The 18342-nt window shown below is 63.4% G+C and carries 17 protein-coding genes and 2 pseudogenes; 4 read left to right on the top strand and 15 right to left on the bottom strand.

The window, feature by feature from the left end; all coding sequences use genetic code 11:
* Positions 1–8 precede the first annotated feature (8 nt).
* The 3 genes and pseudogenes from ACP8LP_RS07640 to ACP8LP_RS07650 all read right to left on the bottom strand — a co-directional run bounded on the left by ACP8LP_RS07640 (position 9) and on the right by ACP8LP_RS07650 (position 2732).
* A complete protein-coding gene (locus tag ACP8LP_RS07640) occupies positions 9–512 on the bottom strand; it encodes a helix-turn-helix domain-containing protein (protein WP_016665769.1) in 504 nt (167 codons plus the stop codon).
* Positions 513–580: 68 nt separating this feature from the next.
* Positions 581–2180 (bottom strand): annotated as a pseudogene (locus ACP8LP_RS07645) (ABC-F family ATP-binding cassette domain-containing protein).
* A 54-nt stretch (positions 2181–2234) separates the two neighbouring features.
* Entirely contained in the window at positions 2235–2732 is a 498-nt protein-coding gene (locus tag ACP8LP_RS07650) for a GNAT family N-acetyltransferase (protein WP_179856566.1), read from the bottom strand.
* A gap of 18 nt (positions 2733–2750) precedes the next feature.
* Between ACP8LP_RS07650 and ACP8LP_RS07655 the strand changes: the two genes are divergently transcribed.
* From ACP8LP_RS07655 to ACP8LP_RS07665, 3 genes are all read left to right on the top strand, one after another.
* Positions 2751–3110 carry a hypothetical protein gene (locus ACP8LP_RS07655; protein WP_036975351.1) on the top strand — a complete coding sequence of 120 codons (360 nt, stop codon included), beginning with the start codon at positions 2751–2753 and terminating at the stop codon, positions 3108–3110.
* 11 nt (positions 3111–3121) lie between these two features.
* Complete coding sequence (gene ypfJ, locus ACP8LP_RS07660) at positions 3122–3994, top strand: KPN_02809 family neutral zinc metallopeptidase (RefSeq protein WP_484483068.1); 873 nt, start codon at positions 3122–3124, stop codon at positions 3992–3994.
* A gap of 154 nt (positions 3995–4148) precedes the next feature.
* Positions 4149–6161 (top strand): oxidoreductase, encoded by a 2013-nt coding sequence (locus ACP8LP_RS07665; protein WP_484483069.1) that lies wholly within the window; start codon positions 4149–4151, stop codon positions 6159–6161.
* A gap of 76 nt (positions 6162–6237) precedes the next feature.
* Here ACP8LP_RS07665 and ACP8LP_RS07670 read toward each other — a convergent pair whose 3' ends face one another.
* The 9 genes from ACP8LP_RS07670 to ACP8LP_RS07710 form a co-directional block, all read right to left on the bottom strand.
* A complete protein-coding gene (locus ACP8LP_RS07670) occupies positions 6238–6594 on the bottom strand; it encodes a metal-sulfur cluster assembly factor (RefSeq protein WP_016665775.1) in 357 nt (118 codons plus the stop codon).
* Positions 6594–7085, bottom strand: a complete 492-nt coding sequence (gene sufU, locus ACP8LP_RS07675) for a Fe-S cluster assembly sulfur transfer protein SufU (RefSeq protein WP_484483070.1) — start codon at positions 7083–7085, stop codon at positions 6594–6596. Before sufU ends, ACP8LP_RS07670 begins: the two co-directional genes overlap by 1 nt.
* Positions 7082–8323, bottom strand: coding sequence for an aminotransferase class V-fold PLP-dependent enzyme (locus ACP8LP_RS07680; protein ID WP_063279289.1), 1242 nt, complete (start codon positions 8321–8323; stop codon positions 7082–7084). The genes sufU and ACP8LP_RS07680 overlap by 4 nt, the downstream gene beginning before the upstream one ends.
* A gap of 2 nt (positions 8324–8325) precedes the next feature.
* On the bottom strand, positions 8326–9093 hold the full coding sequence (gene sufC, locus ACP8LP_RS07685; RefSeq protein WP_004808738.1) for a Fe-S cluster assembly ATPase SufC: 768 nt from the start codon (positions 9091–9093) through the stop codon (positions 8326–8328).
* Positions 9094–9099: 6 nt separating this feature from the next.
* Positions 9100–9423, bottom strand: coding sequence for a non-heme iron oxygenase ferredoxin subunit (locus ACP8LP_RS07690; protein ID WP_016665777.1), 324 nt, complete (start codon positions 9421–9423; stop codon positions 9100–9102).
* Positions 9423–10523, bottom strand: coding sequence for a Fe-S cluster assembly protein SufD (gene sufD / locus ACP8LP_RS07695; RefSeq protein WP_036976103.1), 1101 nt, complete (start codon positions 10521–10523; stop codon positions 9423–9425). The genes ACP8LP_RS07690 and sufD overlap by 1 nt, the downstream gene beginning before the upstream one ends.
* A 160-nt stretch (positions 10524–10683) precedes the next feature.
* Positions 10684–12132, bottom strand: a complete 1449-nt coding sequence (gene sufB / locus ACP8LP_RS07700; protein ID WP_015582398.1) for a Fe-S cluster assembly protein SufB — start codon at positions 12130–12132, stop codon at positions 10684–10686.
* A complete protein-coding gene (locus ACP8LP_RS07705) occupies positions 12129–12893 on the bottom strand; it encodes a helix-turn-helix transcriptional regulator (RefSeq protein WP_334353372.1) in 765 nt (254 codons plus the stop codon). Before ACP8LP_RS07705 ends, sufB begins: the two co-directional genes overlap by 4 nt.
* Positions 12894–13059: 166 nt before the next feature.
* Entirely contained in the window at positions 13060–13188 is a 129-nt protein-coding gene (locus ACP8LP_RS07710; RefSeq protein ID WP_334353373.1) for a hypothetical protein, read from the bottom strand.
* Between the two features lie 841 nt (positions 13189–14029).
* Between ACP8LP_RS07710 and ACP8LP_RS07715 the strand changes: the two genes are divergently transcribed.
* On the top strand, positions 14030–14212 hold the full coding sequence (locus ACP8LP_RS07715) for a hypothetical protein (RefSeq protein ID WP_334353375.1): 183 nt from the start codon (positions 14030–14032) through the stop codon (positions 14210–14212).
* On the opposite strand, the pseudogene ACP8LP_RS07720 reads toward ACP8LP_RS07715, so the two are convergent.
* The 3 genes and pseudogenes from ACP8LP_RS07720 to tyrS all read right to left on the bottom strand — a co-directional run.
* A pseudogene (locus ACP8LP_RS07720) lies at positions 14158–14286 on the bottom strand (transcriptional regulator); the annotation flags it as partial. The gene ACP8LP_RS07715 and the pseudogene ACP8LP_RS07720 sit on opposite strands and share 55 nt — an antisense overlap.
* A 468-nt stretch (positions 14287–14754) precedes the next feature.
* Positions 14755–16215 (bottom strand): ISL3 family transposase, encoded by a 1461-nt coding sequence (locus ACP8LP_RS07725; protein ID WP_484484199.1) that lies wholly within the window; start codon positions 16213–16215, stop codon positions 14755–14757.
* A 270-nt stretch (positions 16216–16485) separates the two neighbouring features.
* Entirely contained in the window at positions 16486–18099 is a 1614-nt protein-coding gene (tyrS, locus tag ACP8LP_RS07730) for a tyrosine--tRNA ligase (RefSeq protein WP_484484200.1), read from the bottom strand.
* Positions 18100–18342 lie beyond the last annotated feature (243 nt).

The raw sequence follows: 18342 nt of genomic DNA on the forward strand, positions 1-18342 counted from the left end.
TACGACCCTCAGAACTGACGAGGCTCTGCTGCGTGTTCGACCTCGTCGAGGCGACGACGAGCCTTGCGCACCTTGCGGTCAGCCTTCTCGGCCTTGGCACGATGCTTGTTGAGGGTCGCCTTGGCCTCCTTGCGGCGGGACTTCCCGGCTCCCTTGCGACGCAGCTTGCGCAATGCCTTCTCAGCCTTGCGTGCCTTGCGGTCGGCCTTCTCCGCACGGGCCACTGCGGTCTCGACGGCCAGGCGGAGGGCCTCGACGTCGGGCTGATCATCTGCCTGTTCCTGCTGCACGGTCTCACGCTCGGCCTTGGTCTCAGGCGACGCCGGGTCCGCACCACCACGAGGACGAAACTCCACCCCGGCTTCCCGCAAGAGCTTCTGCACCAGTCCGTAGGACCGTCCGGACTCGCGTGCCAACGACCGGATGGACGCACCTTGGTTGTACCGACCCGCCAATTCCTCGGCCATCGCCTGCCTGGCCTCACCAACCAGTCTGGGCGCACGTGTGACCATCAGCCCTCCTCGACAACGTCCTGTGCGCCCTCATGCTACGGCATGTCATGGTCGTCGGGACTGCAATATCAGGCCAGACTGATGAGCTCGGCGTAGTCAGCGCTCCACATGTCCTCAGTGCCGTCGGGCAACACAAGCACCCGATCAGGGTCGAGGGCATGGACGGCTCCCTCGTCGTGGGTGACGAGAATGATCGCCCCACCGAAGTGGCCGATGGCGTCGAGGACCTGCTCTCGGCTGGCCGGATCGAGGTTGTTGGTCGGCTCGTCGAGCAGCAGCACATTGGCCGAGGAGACGACGAGGGTGGCCAGGGCAAGACGGGTCTTCTCGCCGCCGGAGAGCACCCCGGCCGGTTTGTGGACGTCGTCGCCGGTGAAGAGGAAGGAGCCCAGCACCTTGCGCATCTCGGTCTCGTCGAGATCAGCTGCTGCGCTGGCCATGTTCTCCAGCACAGTGCGATCCATGTCCAGCAGGTCGTGCTCCTGGGCGAAATAGCCCAGTTTGAGGCCATGCCCGGCGATGACCTCGCCGGTGTCGGGGGTCTCCTTGCCTGCCAGGATCCGAAGCAGGGTTGTCTTTCCGGCACCGTTGAGCCCCAGGACGACGACTTGGGATCCCCGGTCAATGGCCAGGTCCACCCCGGTGAAGACCTCCAGGGAACCGTAGGTCTTGGTGAGGTTGCGGGCCGTCAGAGGCGTCTTGCCACAGGGGGCCGGGTCGGGGAAGCGGATGGCAGCCACCTTGTCGACAGCTCTCTCTCCCTCTACCCCGGCAAGCAGCTTCTCGGCGCGCCGGGCCATCTGCTGGGCGGCAACGGCCTTCGTCGCCTTGGCATGCAGCTTGTCAGCCTGGACCTGCAGGGCAGCAGCCTTGCGCTCGGCGTTGATCCTCTCCTTGTGACGACGCTTCTCGTCAGCAGCCCGCTGCTCCAGATAGAGCTTCCACCCCATGGAGTAGATGTCGAGGGTGGCGCGGTTGGCGTCGAGGTGGAAGACCTTGTTGACGGTGGCCTCCACCAGACCGGTGTCGTGGGAGATCATGAGGACCCCGCCCGAGTAGGACTGCAGAAAAGCTGCGCAGCCAGACGATGGAGTCGGCGTCCAGGTGGTTGGTCGGCTCGTCCAGGAGGAGGGTGTCTGCCCCGGAGAACAGGATGCGCGCCAGCTCGACTCGACGACGCTGACCACCGGAAAGGTTCTTGAGTGGCTGGGACAGCACGCGATCGTCAAGTCCCAGGTTCGACGCGATCCGAGCAGCCTCGGCAGAGGCTCCGTAACCGCCAGCGGCGATGAGACGGTCCTCCGCCTTGGAGTACTTGTCCATCGCGACCGCCCGCTCCTCGTCGGAGCCGTTGGCCATCTGGTGCTCCAGGGTACGCATCCGTTCGAGCATGTGGTCCAGGCCACGGGCCGAGAGGATTCGTGCTCGGGCAATGGTCTCCATGTCAGGATCGCGGGGGTCCTGAGGCAGGTAGCCGAGTTCCCCGGTACGTCTCACCGAACCTGCGGCGGGTAGCCCCTCACCCGCCAGGATGCGGGTCAGGGTCGTCTTGCCGGCACCGTTTCGACCCACCAAACCGATCTTGTCCCCAGCGGTGACCTGGAAACTCACTGGGTTGAGCAGGAGCCTGGCTCCGACCCGCACCTCCACATCCTTGACCTGCAGCACCGGCCCATCTTCCCCCGTCCTGACGACTTGGACCAAATGGAGAGCCTGGATGAATCAGCGTCCCAAGGTCATGGGGACGTGATCGATACCTGCCTCGTCGAAGTGCGGCCCGGTGACGACGAAACCGAAATCGCCGTACCAGTTCTCCAAGTACGACTGAGCGTGCAAGGTGATCTCCTTGTCAACAGCGCGCGCAAGTTCAAGGGCCAGATCCATCATGCGCCGGCCAATGTGGAGGCCGCGGTGGTTGTCGTCGACGACGACTCGTCCGATGACGATGTGGTCGTCGTCAAGGATGCGCAGGGTTCCAACCGGATGCCCATCGACCGCGGCCCACACCAGGACCGTGGTGGGTTCGAGTTCTCGTCCGTCCAGGTCCGGCTCAGTGCACTGTTGCTCCCCGTTGAACACGGCGCTGCGCAGCCACAGGCATTCGTAGAGGGTGGTGGCGTCCATCCGCGTGGCGTGATCGTGATGAAGGGTGACAATGCCTTTTCCAGGGTCTTTCCGGGCGACATTGGGTTCATTTCCCCGCGCGAAAGGAGACATCATGCCCCACATCTTGACAGAATGTCAGGCATGAGTACGCCACGCCGAGCAGCACCAGAGGATGACGACGACCTTGAAGACGTCGCCCGTTCATGGCGCCGATACCTGATTCTCGTCATCTGCGGTGTTGTCGTCGCCGTGCTTGGATTGGGGATTTTCGGATATCTCGCGTGGTGGTCCCTCTGCGACCAGGCCGCCGACGTGTGCCAGCGTGGTGAGCCCGTCACCTACTGGTGCTCGGTGGTTGCCCTGGGCGTTCTTGGCCTCATCATTGGCGTCCTGACGCAGATCTGGTTGGAGAAACGGTGGTGGCACCTGTTGGCCATCATCATTCCAGCCGCGCTGGTCATCGCTGGCGTCATCTGCTGGTTCGCCGTCTGAGACGGGGCGTCATGGATTTCAAGGACGACGCAGGTATTGATCCCGGTTCCATCGGCTCCCCCGGTGGCGGTGGCGGCGGTGGGCGTGTCGCCATCGGAGGAGGTGCCGGGGTCGTCGTCCTTCTCATTGCGGTTTTGCTGGGCGTCAATCCTGGCGATCTGCTCGGTCAGAACGATCAATCACAAACCACCCCGGCCAACTCGACGACCGCAGTGTCGCGCTGCCGTACCGGAGCCGACGTCAAGAGGGACCCCAACTGCCGCTGGGCGGCCTACGCCACCAGCATCAACCAGTACTGGGAAACCCAGATCGAGGGCTACACCAAGGCCAAGACGACCCCATTCAGCCGTTCGGCGCGCACCGGGTGTGGTCACGCCGACGCCCAGACTGGGCCTTTCTACTGCCCGCCGGACAAAATGGTCTACCTCGACACGAACTTCCTCGGCACCCTGTTGCAGCAGCTTGGTACTGAGTCCTCCACCGCTGCCGAGGCCTACATCATGGCCCACGAATACGGTCATCACGCCCAGGACCTGCTGGGGACATTGTCCGAGGCTCACGCATCGGGTAACCAGACCGGCCCGAAGTCGGCGTCAGTACGCCTCGAGTTGCAGGCTGACTGCTATGCCGGCACCTATCTCAAGTGGACCTCGGAGAACGAGGACGACGTCATCGACAATGTCACCCGTGACGACCTGGCCAAGGTCGTCGAGGCCGCTCGAGCCGTCGGAGATGATCACATCCAGCGTCAGTACGGTGGCGGCGTGCAACCCGACAAGTGGACCCACGGCTCGTCGGGGATGCGAGTTCACTGGGCCCAGCGCGGCTTCGACACCGGCGACCCGGCCAAGTGCGACACCTTCTCCACCAATGACCTGGGGTGACGTGTGAGCCGTCGGCTCACACGACCTGACCCATAGCCCTCAACGCAGCGTCTGAACGGATTCAGCCACCGCGTTCGCGTCCAGCGAATACAATAGGGACGCACACGGCATCCAATTCAGTGCGTCATCGATGACGCCGGCCGGGGAGGTTGTTGTGAGCGAGATCCATCGAATTCTGTTCGAGCCGACGACCATCGGCTCCATCCACGTCAAGAACCGCTACGCCATGGGCCCGATGGGCCCACTGGGCATGTCCACCGCTGAGGGCGGCTGGAACCAACGAGGAATCGACTACTACGTCCGGCGAGCTGCCGGCGGTATCGGCCTCATCATCACCGGCGTCTGTCAGGTGACGAACCCGATCGAACACCTGCCCAGCGGCACGCTGCCCAATCCGACGCTGTCTCCTGCCTGCTTCCTGCGGACGTCACGGGAGATGACGGAACGGGTTCACGCCCATGACTCCCGCATCGTCCTGCAGGTCGGTGCCGGGTTCGGACGAGTCATCATGCCTGTCGTGCTGCGTCCCGGTGAGAAGCCGGCAGCCCCGTCGGAAATCCCCTACATGTGGAATCCGAGAGTTACCTGCCGCGAGATCACCAAGGACGAGATTCACCAGATCGTCGCCCAGTTCCGGATCGCCGCGAAGGTTGCCTATGAAGCTGGCTTCGACGGCATCCAGGTGCATGCCTGCCATGAGGGCTACCTCATTGATCAGTTCGCCATCGAGAGGTTCAACCACCGCACCGACGAGTACGGCGGATCGCTGGAGAACCGCCTGCGGTTCCCGCGCGAGATCGTCGAGACCATCCACGAGGCGGTCGGGGACGACTTCCCGGTCCAGATCCGCTTCTCGCCGAAGTCCATGATGAAGGACTGGAACGTCGGTGCCCTTCCCGACGAGGACTTCGAGGAAGTCGGTCGTGACATGCCTGAGGGCATCGAGGCCGCTCGCCTGCTGCACTCTTATGGATACGAGGCCCTCGACATCGACGTCGGCTGTTACGATGCCTGGTTCTGGAACCATCCGCCGATGTACCAGGCGAAGGGGCTCTACCTGCCCTATGCCTCCGAGCTCAAGGAGGCTCTGCCGGACATCCCGCTCATCGTCGCAGGACGGATGGACGATCCTGACCTTGCCGCCAGTGCGGTCTCCGACGGGATCGTCGACATGGTGTCCTTGGCCCGACCAACCCTGGCGGACCCAGACATCGTCATCAAGTTGCAGACCGACCATCCGGAACGGGTACGTCCGTGCATCTCCTGCCAGGAGGGCTGCATCGGTCGTATCGGCAAGTACACCGTGCTGAACTGCTCGGTGAACCCGGAGACCGGACGCGAGGCCGACACCCATCTGCATCCGGTGTTGCCGCACCGCGCCAAGAGGGTGCTCATCATCGGTGCTGGTCTGGCGGGCATGGAGGCAGCGCGAGTCCTCAGCGAACGCGGACACGAGGCCGTCATCGTCGAGGCCAGCGACCACATCGGCGGTGTCGTACTCGCTGGTGGCCAACCCTCCTTCAAGGAGGACGACCTGGCCCTGCTCGACTGGTACCGAACGACCCTGGAGGAGCTGGGTGTGGAGATCCGTCTCAACACCCCGGCAACCGCCGACCTCATCGCGTCCTTCGGGGCCGATCACATCATCCTGGCCACCGGGTCAACGCCACGTCGACTCGATCTGGGTGATGACACCACGGTCGTCGACGCCACCGACGCCCTGCTCCATCGTGACTCACTGGGTAAGAGGATCGTCATCATCGGAGGCGGCCTGACGGGTTGCGAGCTGGCTCTGGCGATGCGGGAAGCCGAGGCCGAAGTGACGATCGTCGAGGCCGAACCCGACATTCTCACCCGAAATGCCCCGCTGTGCGCTGCCAATGAGGACATGCTGCGTCGCCTGGTTCCCTTCCGTGGGACCGAGGTGATGGCTGATGCCAAGGCCCTGCACACCACGCCGAAGGGGCTCATGGTCGAGGTCAACGGCCACGAGAAGGAACTGCCCGCCGACTCGGTCGTCGCCGCCATCGGCTATCTGCCCGAGCAGGACCTGCGTGGCGCCGTCGAGGCGACCGGATTGCCGTTCAACATCATCGGGGACGCCCGCAAGCCCGCCAACATCATGTACGCGATCTGGGACGCCTACGAGGTGGCCTCCAGTATTTGAGTGTGCCCAGGGAGGGGCTGGGTCTTCCCCGGCCCCTCCCGTCAGTCCCCGCGGGCACAGGGGCGTGACGACAGACTCAGACGTTGAAGCCAATCGCCTGGAGCTGCGCCCGGCCATCATCGGTGATGCGCTCCAGACCCCACGGCGGCAGCCACACCCAGTTGATCGTCGCGGACTTGACGATCCCCTCCAGCACCGTCTGGGTGTCATACTCCAGCCGATCCGTCAGCGGGCAGGTGGGGCTGGTCAGCGTCATGTCGATGGCGACATTGCCCTCGTCGTCGATGTTGACCCCGTAGACGAGGCCGAGGTCAACGACGTTGACCATGAGTTCGGGGTCGATGACGTCCTTCATCGCCTCGATGACGTCGTCGACGGTCGGCATGGCCGTCAGCGTCACTTCCTGGGCGGGCACGGCGTTGTCATCGCTCATCAGCCCTCCTCCTTCGTCTCGTTCTTCTCAGAGATCGCATCGGCAGTGGCCGGAGCCTTCTCGGTCGCCTTGAGCAGACCGTCCTCCAGTGCTGACCAGCCGAGCATCGCGCACTTGACTCGCGCCATGAGCTTGGCGACTCCCTCGAAGGCAATGGCATCCTCGTAGGTGTCCTCGTCGAGCTCGATGGTGCCGCGAGAGCGCATCATCTCCTGGAAGCCGCGGTAGAGCTCCTGGGCCTCGTCGATGGTCTTGCCGATGACGAGATCGGTCATGACCGAGGTCGACGCCTGGGAGATGGAGCACCCCACCGCGTCATAGGACACGTCGGAGATGACGTCGCCATCCAGGTGAACCCGCAGCAGCAACTCGTCGCCACAAGACGGGTTGACCTGGGTCACCTCGGCGTCGTAGTCCTCGCGCAGACCACTGTGGTGCTTCTCCCGGTAGTGATCCAGGATGATCTGCTGATACATCTCCTCGACGTTCATGCGACACCTCCGGCAAAGAAGCTCCGAGCGTACTCGACGGACTCGACGAGCCGATCCACCTCGTCCGTGGTGGAGTACAGGTATGACGACGCACGAAGGGACGACTGTATTCCCAGCCGCTCGTGCAACGGCCTGGCACAGTGGTGGCCACCGCGCACTGCAACCCCGTGACCATCCATGAGGCTCATGGCGTCGTGCGGATGTACTCCCTCGATGGTGAAGGACACCGTGCCGGTACGGGCGGTGGCGTCGATCGGTCCGAGGATGTGCACCCCCTTGACGGTCTGCAGACCCTCGAGCATCCGGGCCGCGAGCTCGTGCTCGTGCTCGGCAATGGCCTCCATCCCGATGCCATCCAGATAGTGAGCGGCCACGCCGAGGGCGGCGAGCTGAGCGATCGGCGGGGTGCCTGCCTCGAAGCGATGCGGGGGCTCGGCGTAGGTCGATCCCTCCATGCGCACGACCTCGATCATCTCGCCACCGCCGAGGAAGGGCGGGAGCTCGGCGAGCAGGTCGTAGCGCCCCCAGAGAATGCCAATGCCGGTCGGGCCGCACATCTTGTGACCGGTGAAAGCCACCAGGTCAGCTCCCAGGGCCGACACATCAACAGGCATCTGTGGGACGGCCTGGGATGCGTCGACCACCATGACGGCACCGACGGCATGGGCCTGCTCGGCGATCATCCCGATCGGGTTGATCGTGCCGAGCACGTTGGAGGCCAGGGTCAGGGAGACGACCTTGGTGTGCTCGTTGATGAGGCCCTCCGCCTCGGCCTTCTCGAGGTCGAGACGGCCCTCATCGGTGATGTCGAACCACCGCAGGGTGGCTCCGGTGCGCTGACACACGAGCTGCCATGGCACCAGGTTGGAGTGATGCTCCATCACCGAGATGACGACCTCGTCGCCGGGTCCGAGACGCTCACCCAAAGTGTGGGCACACAGGTTGAGAGCCTCCGAGGCGTTCGACAGGGCCACCACTTCCTCGGGACGAGACGCCCCGAGGAACCGCGCGATGCGTTCACGCCCGCCCTCGTATGCCTGGGTGGACTCCAACCCGAGCTGGTGCATGGCCCGAGCAACGTTGGCGTTGTGTCGGGCGTAGTGCTCGCTCAGGGCGTCGATGACGACCTGCGGTTTCTGGGAGGTGTTGGCCGAGTCGAGGTACGTCAGCGGGTACTCCCCCACCCTGGTGGACAGGATGGGGAAATCCTTCCTGATCTTCTCGACGTCGTAGCTCATGATCAGGAGTTGGCCTTGACAGCGGACACGTACTTCTCGTAGCCCTCGGCCTCGAGCTCCTCACCCAGTTCCGGACCACCGGTGGCAGCCACCCGGCCATCGACGTAGACGTGAACCTGGGTGGGCTTAACGTAACGCAGGATGCGGGTGTAGTGGGTGATGAGCATGAGCCCGTGCTCGGGGTCGGTCATGTACCGGTTGACGGTGTTGGCGACGACCTTGAGGGCATCGATGTCCAGGCCGGAGTCGGTCTCGTCGAGGATCGCGAACCTCGGGTGGAGCAGCTCGAGCTGGGCCATCTCGGAACGCTTCTTCTCACCACCGGAGAATCCCTCGTTGACGGACCGCTCGGCGAAGTCGAGGTCGAGCTCCTGACGGGTCAGGGCCTCATTGACCTCCTTGACCCAGGTGCGCAGTTTCGGGGCCTGACCGTCGGTGGCGGTACGAGCGGTACGCAGGAAGTTGGCGACGGAGACGCCGGGCACCTCGACCGGGTACTGCATCGACAGGAACAGACCGGCGCGGGCACGCTCATCGACGGTCATCGCCAGCAGGTCCTCACCGTCGAGGGTGACGGAACCACCGGTGACGGTGTACTTGGGGTGACCGGCCAGGGTGTAGGCCAGGGTCGACTTGCCGGAACCGTTGGGGCCCATGATGGCGTGGACCTCTCCGGAGTTAATGGTCAGGTCGACTCCCTTGAGGATCTGCTTGGGACCGGCCTCGGTCTCAACGTCGACGTGAAGGTCATTGATCTGCAGGGTTGCCATGGTGGTTCAGGACTCCTTGGTGATGGGGTTGGCGACGTCGACGAGGACGTCGTCGCCGTCGATGGTCACGGGATAGACGGGAAGCGGCTCGGTGGCCGGAAGGTTGCGGGGTTTGCCGGTGCGCAGATCGAAGATCGACCCGTGCATGTAGCACTCGAGGCCACAGTCCTCGACGTCACCGTCAGCCATTGGCACCTGAGCATGGGTGCAGATGGCTCCGATAGCGTGGACCTCACCCTCGGTGCGTACCAGGACGATCTCGGTGCCGTCGACCTCAAACTCCTGCGGGGAATCCTCGTCGAGGGCCGAGAAACTGGTGACGACCGGCATCAGTCCTCCTCCGCTGTGGTGGAGGGGCCGAGGTTCTCGACGAGCTCGGCCTCGATGCGGGCGACGAGCTCCTCGGAGATCTCTGGCACGCCGATCCTGCGGACGATGTCGGTGAAGAAGCCATGCACGACGAGACGACGGGCCTCGGCCTCCTCGACACCACGCGACTGCAGGTAGAACAGCTGTTCGGCGTCGAAGCGTCCGGTGGAGGCGGAGTGTCCGGCGCCACGGATGTTGCCGGTCTGGATCTCCAGGTTCGGCACGGCGTCGGCACGGCAGCCCTCGGTGAGGACGAGGTTCTTGTTGGACTCGTAGGTCTCGATGTCCTCGGCCACCGGACGGATGAGGACGTCACCGATCCACACCGAATGCGCGTCCTTGCCCTGCAGACAACCACGGAAGTCCACGTGGGACTCGGTGCTGGGGGCATTGTGGTCGACGAACAGGCGGTGCTCGATGTGCTGGCCGGCATCGGCGAAGTAGGCACCGAGCTGGGTCAGGTTGCCACCGGGGCCGTCGTAGGAGGCGGTCTGGGAAATGCGCACGGCCTTGCCGCCGAAGCTGGCCTGGGCAGTGCGGACGGTAGCGTCACGACCGATCTCGAAGGAGATCTGGGCACCGTGAATGGCGGTGTCGTCCCACTCCTGGACGAAGAGGACGGTCACCTGGGCACCGTCACCGACGCGGAAGGTCCAGTTCTCACCGAGACGGGCCACACCACGGTGACGAACGATGACGGTGGCCTGGGCATGGTTGCCGATCTCGACGACCACGTTGTGGTGGCAGGAGATCTCGTCGTTGTGACCATTGACGGTGATCTCGACCGGAACCTTGAGCTCGGCCTCGGCCGGGATGACCAGACGATGATTGACGGCGTGCGGGTCGGCTGCGGCCAGAGCCGACAGACGGTCCTGCGGGGTCTCGGCCAGGTCATTCAGCTCGCTGGCGGCCAGGTCGGTGACGGTGATGCCCTCGGCCCCCCTGACGTCGACGTCGATGACGTCGGCCTCCTGGCTCGACTCGAGAGCGAGCTCGGAGAGGATCGGGGTGAAGGTCTTGATCGGGGTGAACCGCCAGATCTCCTCACGCCCGGTGGGCATGGGGTGATCGGCGACTTCCCACGACGGGGTGGGGTGCAGATGGGATTCGACGTCGTTCTCGATGGCGACGTTGTGGCCCTTTCTGGGCGCGGCGGCTGGTGCGCTCAACGCAGTGTCTCTCTTTCTGGGAAAAGTGGGGTTCGTCTGGGCGGGGGTCGGATCAGCCGACCGCACCCTCCATCTGCAACTCGATGAGCCGGTTGAGTTCCAGGGCGTACTCCATCGGCAGCTCCTTAGCGATCGGCTCGATGAATCCGCGCACGATCATGGCCATGGCCTCCTCCTCGGTCAGACCACGCTGCATGAGGTAGAACAGCTGATCCTCGCTGACCTTGGAGACGGTGGCCTCGTGGGCCATGGACACCTCGTCGGTACGGATGTCGTTGTACGGGTAGGTGTCCGAGCGCGAGATATCGTCCACCAGCAGGGCGTCACAGCGTACTGCTGAGGAGGAGTGGTGAGCGTCCTTGCCTACGGCGACGAGGCCGCGGTAGGCCGAGCGTCCACCGCCCTGGGAGATCGACTTGGAGACGATCGTCGACGAGGTGTACGGGGCGTTGTGGACCATCTTGGCGCCGGTGTCCTGGTGCTGTCCCTCGGCTGCGAAGGCGACCGACAGAGCCTCACCCTTGGCGTGCGGGCCCATGAGGTAGCAGGCGGGGTACTTCATGTTGGCCTTGGAACCGATGTTGCCGTCGATCCACTCCATCGTGCCGCCCTCCTCGACGTAGGCACGCTGGGTGACGAGGTTGTACACGTTGTTCGACCAGTTCTGGATGGTCGTGTAACGGCAGCGGGCGTTCTTCTTGACGATGATCTCGACGACTGCCGCGTGCAGTGAGTCCGACTTGTAGATCGGGGCGGTGCAGCCCTCGACGTAGTGCACGTAGGCACCCTCGTCGACGATGATCAGGGTCCGCTCGAACTGGCCGAGGTTCTCGGTGTTCATGCGGAAGTAGGCCTGCAGCGGGATGGTGCAGTGGACGCCCTTCGGCACGTAAATGAAGGAGCCACCGGACCACACGGCGGAGTTCAGCGCGGAGAACTTGTTATCACCGAGCGGGACGGCGCTGGCGAAGTGCTCACGGAAGAGCTCGGGCTCCTCCCTGAGGGCCGTGTCGGTGTCGAGGAACAGCACTCCCTGCTTGCCGAGCTCCTCGTTAATCTTGTGGTAGACGACCTCGGACTCGTACTGGGCGGCCACACCGGCAACCAGACGATCCTTCTCGGCCTCCGGGATGCCCAGACGGTCGTAGGTGTTCTTGATGTCGGTCGGAAGGTCCTCCCAGGACTGGGCCTGACGCTCCTGGGCGCGCACGAAGTACTTGATCTGGTCGAAGTCGATCGTGCTGATGTCGACGCCCCAGGTCGGCATCGGCTTGCGCCCGAAGAGCTTGAGGGCCTTGAGACGCATGTCAAGCATCCACTGCGGCTCATGCTTCATGGCCGAGATGCCGCGCACGACATCCTCGGACAGTCCGCGCTGAGAAGCTGCTGCGTAGGCATCGGAGTCGTGCCAGCCGTATTTGTAGCCGCTGAGGGCAGCCAGGTGTTCGTCCTGGCTGGCGCCGGTGCCCGGGAGGCTTGTGGGGGTGTCAACCTGGGTCATGAGTGATCCTTTCGGATGGATGGACGCTTGGACGGCTCGGAGAGTGCTCGACGGGTGATCTCGACGTCGACGGGAATGTGGGTGGTGCACACCCCGTCACCGTGAGCGATCGTTGCCAACCGCTGGACGTGCGACCCGAGGAGTTCGGAGAACAACTGGGTCTCGACCTCGCACAGCTGCGGAAAGACCTTGGCCACCTCGGCAACCGGGCAGTTGTGCTGGCAGATCTGCTGCCCGGCGCCCGCCGGCTGAGCGGTCGCCACGTACCCGTCTGCCGACAGGGCCTCGGCCAACAACTGGGCAGGAACCTCGTCGGGACATTTCTCCCGCAGGGCGCGATACCGCGACTCGATGTCATCGACTCGGGCCTTGGCCACCGCATCGAGTGCCGACGGTCCGACGGCGTCGGCAAGTTGCCGTAGAGCCGAGATCGCCAGGTCGTCATAGGCGGTGTAGTAATCAGCCCTCCCATGATCGGTGAGGAAGAAGACGCGGGAGGGGCGACCCCTGCCGCGGGCCCCGAAGACCCTCTTCTCGCGGGAATCGACGAGGCCCTCGTTGACGAGGGAACTGAGATGGCGGCGCACTGCCGCTGCTGTCAGACCGAGACGATCGGCCAGCTCACTGGCCGTCGACGGGCCATTGTGCAGGATGGACGACATCACACGATCCCTCGTGGAGCTATCCGCTCCCCCCTGCTGGTGCTCGCCGACGACGTCGCGACCTGCGGCGGCCACCTCGGTGTCGGTCGAATTTTTCACAACTCCATTGTTACTTAAACCGACCCTGATGCAAGTTAGGCAACCCTATGCCGATGCCGACCCGCCGGTGGGCACCCCGGGCACCAAAAGGCGGGGCCAGGCCTGGACCACATGCGGCTCGGGTTTACTGATACGAAGCCGGACCACCTGCGCAACGCCAAGAGAATCACTTCTCGTCGGCATAGGTGCACTCGACCACTCGATGCTGGAAGACACGGCCATCGTCGAGGAAGAGGACCGTCACCTCGTTGGTGACCTCACAGTTGGGTCCCTTGGAAAACGGGACATCAGCCATGATCGGGGCTTTTTCTCATCGAGTCGACGTCAGACTGGGCGAAGGACTCAAACTGCAGAACCTCGCCGTCACCCTCCCCCGCCAATCACACAGCCCCATGCCTTGTGTCCTTTGAGGGAATCAACATTCGAGATGGTGAGTTTCTCCGCCCGAGACATGACGCTGGTGTCCTGACATGCGGAGCGGACATCTGCAGACGAGGTCACCTTGATGCTCGGAGAAGGAGAGACCTCAAGAGTCGCCACACCCCGACAGGCCGACGAGACCAGCCATCAGAACTGGCAGCACAGCTAGCTTTCTCACCACGTCACCGACTTCTTCCACGCTCGAAGGGTCCTTGACGTAAATCCTCAAGCCAGAATAATCACGACAAAACTCGCCCCCACCCCATACGTCACGATACCGATCGAAAACGCTCGCCAATTCATCACTGGCGTCATTGACTTCCCTGAAACGAGAGCCATCAAAGGAATAATCCCCATCAGCAGACCGAGGACTCTCACAGATCGCACGGACCAGCTCCCCCTCTTCTGGTGACGCTTGGGACACCCCTGCCTGAAGTACACCACAGCAGAGAATCCCCACAAGAACCAAAGCCAATCATGAATTCTTGTTCATAACCATCATCATTCTCACCGTTGAACGGGGTAACAGCACTAGCAGACACAGGTGTCATCGATGACCAAAGGGCGTCGTTACCCTTTTCCCGAAATTAAATGCCGCAACACCAGAACACCCACTCCGTCAAGCCTGCGACGACACTCACATAAAGTCCCCGCGTAGCAAGGGTCCGTACCCCACACATTTTTCCCCGCGAAGTGAGTGTCGGCCACGATGGGGTGTGAGCACCAAGAAGTATGCCCGGGCCTACCAGGCCGCTTCGGAGAAGGACAAGGGCCGGATCTTGGATCAGGTCGTGGAGGTGACCAGCTGGAACCGTGACCATGCCAGACAGCAGTTGAAGGCCCGTGCCGTCGACGGGCCGTTGTGCAGGATGGACGACCTCACGCGATCCCTCGTGTAGCTGTCATCACTGGCCTGCTGGTGCCTGCCGACGACATCGCGACCCGCGACTGTCAGGTGGCTCTCGGTCGTCAGCTCAAGTTCTCCCCGCACTCCACGATCCGATGCCACCACACCTGTCCATCGTCAGTCAGTATGTACACCTTGCCTGGCGCGACATGGCAGTCCGCGTCAGTGGGAACGGGTGTGTCGCCCAGGATTCCGGACTTGCGGATCTCACGCATATCGGCGTCACTGTAAGGGCCTTGAGGCACGACCCCCTCCGCTTGACTTGACGGTTTTACCCAGCACACCCAGGCCTTGTGTCCCTTGATGTGGGCAAGATTGGATGTAGTCAGTTCTTGAGCGCGGTCAAGCTGACCTCGGTCTCGGCACATAGCCAGTGCCGCTGATGATGTCGTCGCGACAGGTGATGAGGCCGGACCGTCGGGCTTCGGGGTCGAGGTGCACGCCGTGGCCATCAGTACGATCACGACGATGGCACCCCACCATGCCGAGCTTCTCCTCACCATCGGACTGAGCTTTTCCACGCGCGAACTCCACTCAATTGCGTGGCGTAGCAGGTGCATCGTTTTTGTGTCCCCGGCTTCCACCACGAGTAACCTCTAACCAGGTCGGCATAGACCATCTTTCCAGATCCATTGTTATACTACACGGGGTCGCCTGAATCTGGCTCATCCGAATCCAGGGTGTAGTCGGGGTCTGAACCCGCCGGTCTCGAGCAGGGATCTGGCGATGTAGTTGGTCAAGGTTGCGCAACCCCAGTGCCGAGCCGGGCAGGTGCTCGAGCCTGCCGTTGATCGCCTCGGTGGGCCCGTTGGAGGTGCTGGGCCGGTCGAAGTAGGCCAGGACGTCGGCGGCGCGCTTCTTCAGCGTCCTGCCGAGCTTGGTGATCTCGACCAGGGCCTTGGGGACGCCGGTGCTGATCGAGTCGATGAGCCGGGCCATCAGCTCGGGCCGTGGCGCCGGTTCTCGTGGCGGTAGGCGGCGATCATGGGCTGGTAGACGCTCCGTGACCTCGACCTCGACGTGGGCGTCGTCGGCGAACAGGGTGTCCAGTCGGTCCTTGTGCTTGTCGTTGAGCAGGTCGGCGCCGGTCGACAGGGTCCGGCGGGCGGCATAGAGCGGGTCGCCCTTGCGGCCGCGGTGCCCACAGATGGCCTGCTGAACTCGCCGTCGGCACTCATCGAGCGCCTCGCCAGCCAGGCGCGTGACGTGGAAGGGATCTAGCACGCTCACCACGTCGGGCAGTTCCTCGACGGCGGCGGTCTTGAACCCGGTGAAGCCGTCCATCGCGACCACTTCCACGCCGTCGCGCCACTGCTGCGGGCGGTCGGCCAGCCAGGTCTTGAACGCCTGCTTGGAGCGTTTTTCGACCATGTCCAGCAGCCGGGCGGGGCCGGTGTCATCTCGTGCTGGGGTGAGGTCGATGATCATGGTGATGTACCTGTCGCCGCGACGGGTGTGGTGCCACACGTGCTCATCGACCCCGACGACCTTCACCCCCTCGAAGCGGTGCTCCTGGTCGATCAGTACCCGCTTGCCCTCGGCCAGAACGGCATCGTTGGCGGTGTCCCAGGCCACCGCGAGCCCCTCGGCGACCCGAGCCACGCTCAAGTGCTGGACCACGATCTTTTCCAGCGCCCACCGCAGAGCGCGCCGAGACAACGTGGCCCGCGGCTCGGCCGCGGCGGTGGTGTCCTGGCGCCACACATACCCGCAGCCGCTGCAGCGGTAACGGCGCACGACGACCTCCAGCGTCGTGGGCTGCCAGCCCAGTGGTTCGTGGGCAAGCCGTCGGACCACGGTGTCACGTGGTCTTTCTTCGCAGCCGCAGCGCCGGCACCACTGGTCGGGCTGGACCACCTGGCAGGCCAATACGGCACGATCCGGCTCGAGTCGCTGCCCGGTGACAACGAGGCCGAGTTCGTCGAGGCGGCAGAAGACAGTCAGGTCGGGGCTGGCCAACGCATCAGCGCGCCCGCCGACGGTAGCGTCATGCACGTCGAGGTCTTTCGGGCTGAGTGTGTAAGAGCTCTCATCCTCAGGAGACCTCGACCTCTATCCGGCCACCGACGCGCCGGCCCGCCGCGCGACATGCGCTACACCCTCATCTGGGAAGAGCCCGATATCTAGCACATTCGGTCCTCACTCAAGGGGTCTTGATTCGTTCTATTGTAAGAAAGACAATGCTCTGTACTCGGGCCGCCTCCCGAGAACCTCAAGCACCAATTGCTTGGTCGCCGCGCTTGTGTCGCGCATTTGACTGGCGCTTTAGCTCGATCGCTCCGGCGGTGGGGCGCCGATGGAGCCATTGAAGGCCTGCCGCGTTCTTTCCACGCCGTGAACCAAGGAAGTAACCTCGAAGGCAAGGATCCCTTTAGCTCGGCGGACGCCCGACTCCTGAGCCATGCCGCGCTCTAGTTCGTTAATTTCTTCGCTGCCGAGAAATGTGAAAGTCTTCAGTAGTCCGATGATGATTGATTCATGTTGATCCAACCAAAATCTCACCATCTCCGCGGGGCTAGTCATGTCCGCATCTAGCCAAACGGCGTTGCCCTCGCTCTTTCCGAACTTGCGCCCGGTGGCGTCCGTAATCAGCGGGGTTCCAACAGCATGCAGGGAAACCCCCTCCACACGTTTGGTCAATTCAATTCCAGCCGTGAGGTTTCCCCACTGGTCACTGCCTCCTGTTTGGAGAAGGCAACCGTAGCGCTTGTAGAGTTCGAGGAAGTCCATTCCCTGAAGGGCTTGATAGCTAAATTCCGTAAACGAAATCCCGTCCTCCGCGGCTAGCCTAGACGACACGATCTGCTTCTTGATCATTGTGCCAACACGGAGATTCTTTCCCACGTCACGAAGAAAATCGAGGGCGGTCAGGGGAGCGGTCCAATCTAGATTATTCACGAGTCGCGCTGGATTGGGGCAGTCAAAGTCTAAAAATCGGGAGATCTGCGCTCGAAGGCTTTCGACCCACTGTTCAACTACCGTGCGATCGTTGAGCCGGCGTTCGGATGTTGGTTTGGGATCGCCGATTAGGCCCGTTGATCCCCCCACTAACGCGATGGGCCAGTGGCCAGCCAATTGAAGCCGTCGCATCAGGATCAGCTGGACCAGGTTGCCCAAGTGGAGGCTGGGAGCGGTAGGGTCAAACCCGCAGTAAAATGTGATGGGAGGGCCGTCTACTACGTCGCGTAACGCGTCCGCATTGGTAGAGACATGTACTGCGTCACGGTAGACAAGCTCTTCCCACAGGCTCGCAAAGGCTGGGTCGCGCCGGATGGGGGCTGGGCTGCTGGGCATGGGCCAGCTTGAAAATGATCGAGCTCTCTCCCCCCCCGTTGCCCCACTCTCGGTTGCGTGATCGACGTCCACGTCGCCTGAGGATACCGCAAGTCTCCGACGGGTTGAGCCGTGGTGACATCGGGTGACCTCCACGGGTGAACCCGCAATCGGGTCTACTCCACCCGGGGCTCGTTGCGCGATGTTTCGGCGCCTTCGATGGCTTGGGTCACTTGCCGCATCTGATTGAGCACGGGGCTCATCCGTGTTGGGCCCTTGCGGTGTGCATTGAGGGCAGTGGAGACCTGGCCTGTGGCCCCCGGAGGCTGTTTGGAGGATGCCGCTATGCCCGCTGCGTGTCCGAAGGAGTTCCTCGACGATGTCGTGGCCGTCGCCCGCTGGGGTGGCGTGAGCGTCAAGCAGGGGAGTAGGCCGGCAACTCCTGCACGGGGTTCTCGTCCTTCGTCCGGCAGCTCGGGCCACCGGCCGATGTTCGCGGCTTCGTCCAGCACGAACAGCACCGGTCGCGGCACTTGGCCACCGCGCAGGCACAGCATCGGCGCGCTCACCCTCGACGCCGCGGCTTGTTGTGGATAGGCCAACCATCGGAGGAACTCTGTCTTCTCCTCAGCGGAGAACCGGCGAGGACTGGCCCGTTGCATTCGTCAGACCCGGCCCGCGTAGCCACGTGGAGGCCGCACGGGATGCATTCGCAACTTCCAACCCAATCTTCGGTTTCGATGCCATGAGTTGGTAGATGAACTCAGCCTCGGTGGCGGCCGCGAGAAGAACAAGAACCCCGAGCCGATCAAGGCCTTCGCACGGACGAGTTGCGCGGCACCACCCGGT

Source organism: Cutibacterium sp. LaCa_89, from assembly GCF_058177555.1.

Excerpts from the sequence above, each read along its gene's own strand:
- ACP8LP_RS07655 (WP_036975351.1), top strand. The coding sequence starts at position 2,751 with ATGTCAGGCATGAGTACGCCACGCCGAGCAGCACCAGAGGATGACGAC.
- sufC (WP_004808738.1), bottom strand. The coding sequence starts at position 9,093 with ATGGCAACCCTGCAGATCAATGACCTTCACGTCGACGTTGAGACCGAG.
- ACP8LP_RS07670 (WP_016665775.1), bottom strand. The coding sequence starts at position 6,594 with ATGAGCGATGACAACGCCGTGCCCGCCCAGGAAGTGACGCTGACGGCC.
- sufB (WP_015582398.1), bottom strand. The coding sequence starts at position 12,132 with ATGACCCAGGTTGACACCCCCACAAGCCTCCCGGGCACCGGCGCCAGC.
- ACP8LP_RS07650 (WP_179856566.1), bottom strand. The coding sequence starts at position 2,732 with ATGATGTCTCCTTTCGCGCGGGGAAATGAACCCAATGTCGCCCGGAAA.
- ACP8LP_RS07640 (WP_016665769.1), bottom strand. The coding sequence starts at position 512 with ATGGTCACACGTGCGCCCAGACTGGTTGGTGAGGCCAGGCAGGCGATG.
- ACP8LP_RS07690 (WP_016665777.1), bottom strand. The coding sequence starts at position 9,423 with ATGCCGGTCGTCACCAGTTTCTCGGCCCTCGACGAGGATTCCCCGCAG.
- ypfJ (WP_484483068.1), top strand. The coding sequence starts at position 3,122 with ATGGATTTCAAGGACGACGCAGGTATTGATCCCGGTTCCATCGGCTCC.
- ACP8LP_RS07710 (WP_334353373.1), bottom strand. The coding sequence starts at position 13,188 with ATGGCTGATGTCCCGTTTTCCAAGGGACCCAACTGTGAGGTCACCAAC.
- tyrS (WP_484484200.1), bottom strand. The coding sequence starts at position 18,099 with ATGGTTGGCCTATCCACAACAAGCCGCGGCGTCGAGGGTGAGCGCGCC.
- sufU (WP_484483070.1), bottom strand. The coding sequence starts at position 7,085 with ATGAACGTCGAGGAGATGTATCAGCAGATCATCCTGGATCACTACCGG.
- ACP8LP_RS07680 (WP_063279289.1), bottom strand. The coding sequence starts at position 8,323 with ATGAGCTACGACGTCGAGAAGATCAGGAAGGATTTCCCCATCCTGTCC.
- sufD (WP_036976103.1), bottom strand. The coding sequence starts at position 10,523 with ATGCCCACCGGGCGTGAGGAGATCTGGCGGTTCACCCCGATCAAGACC.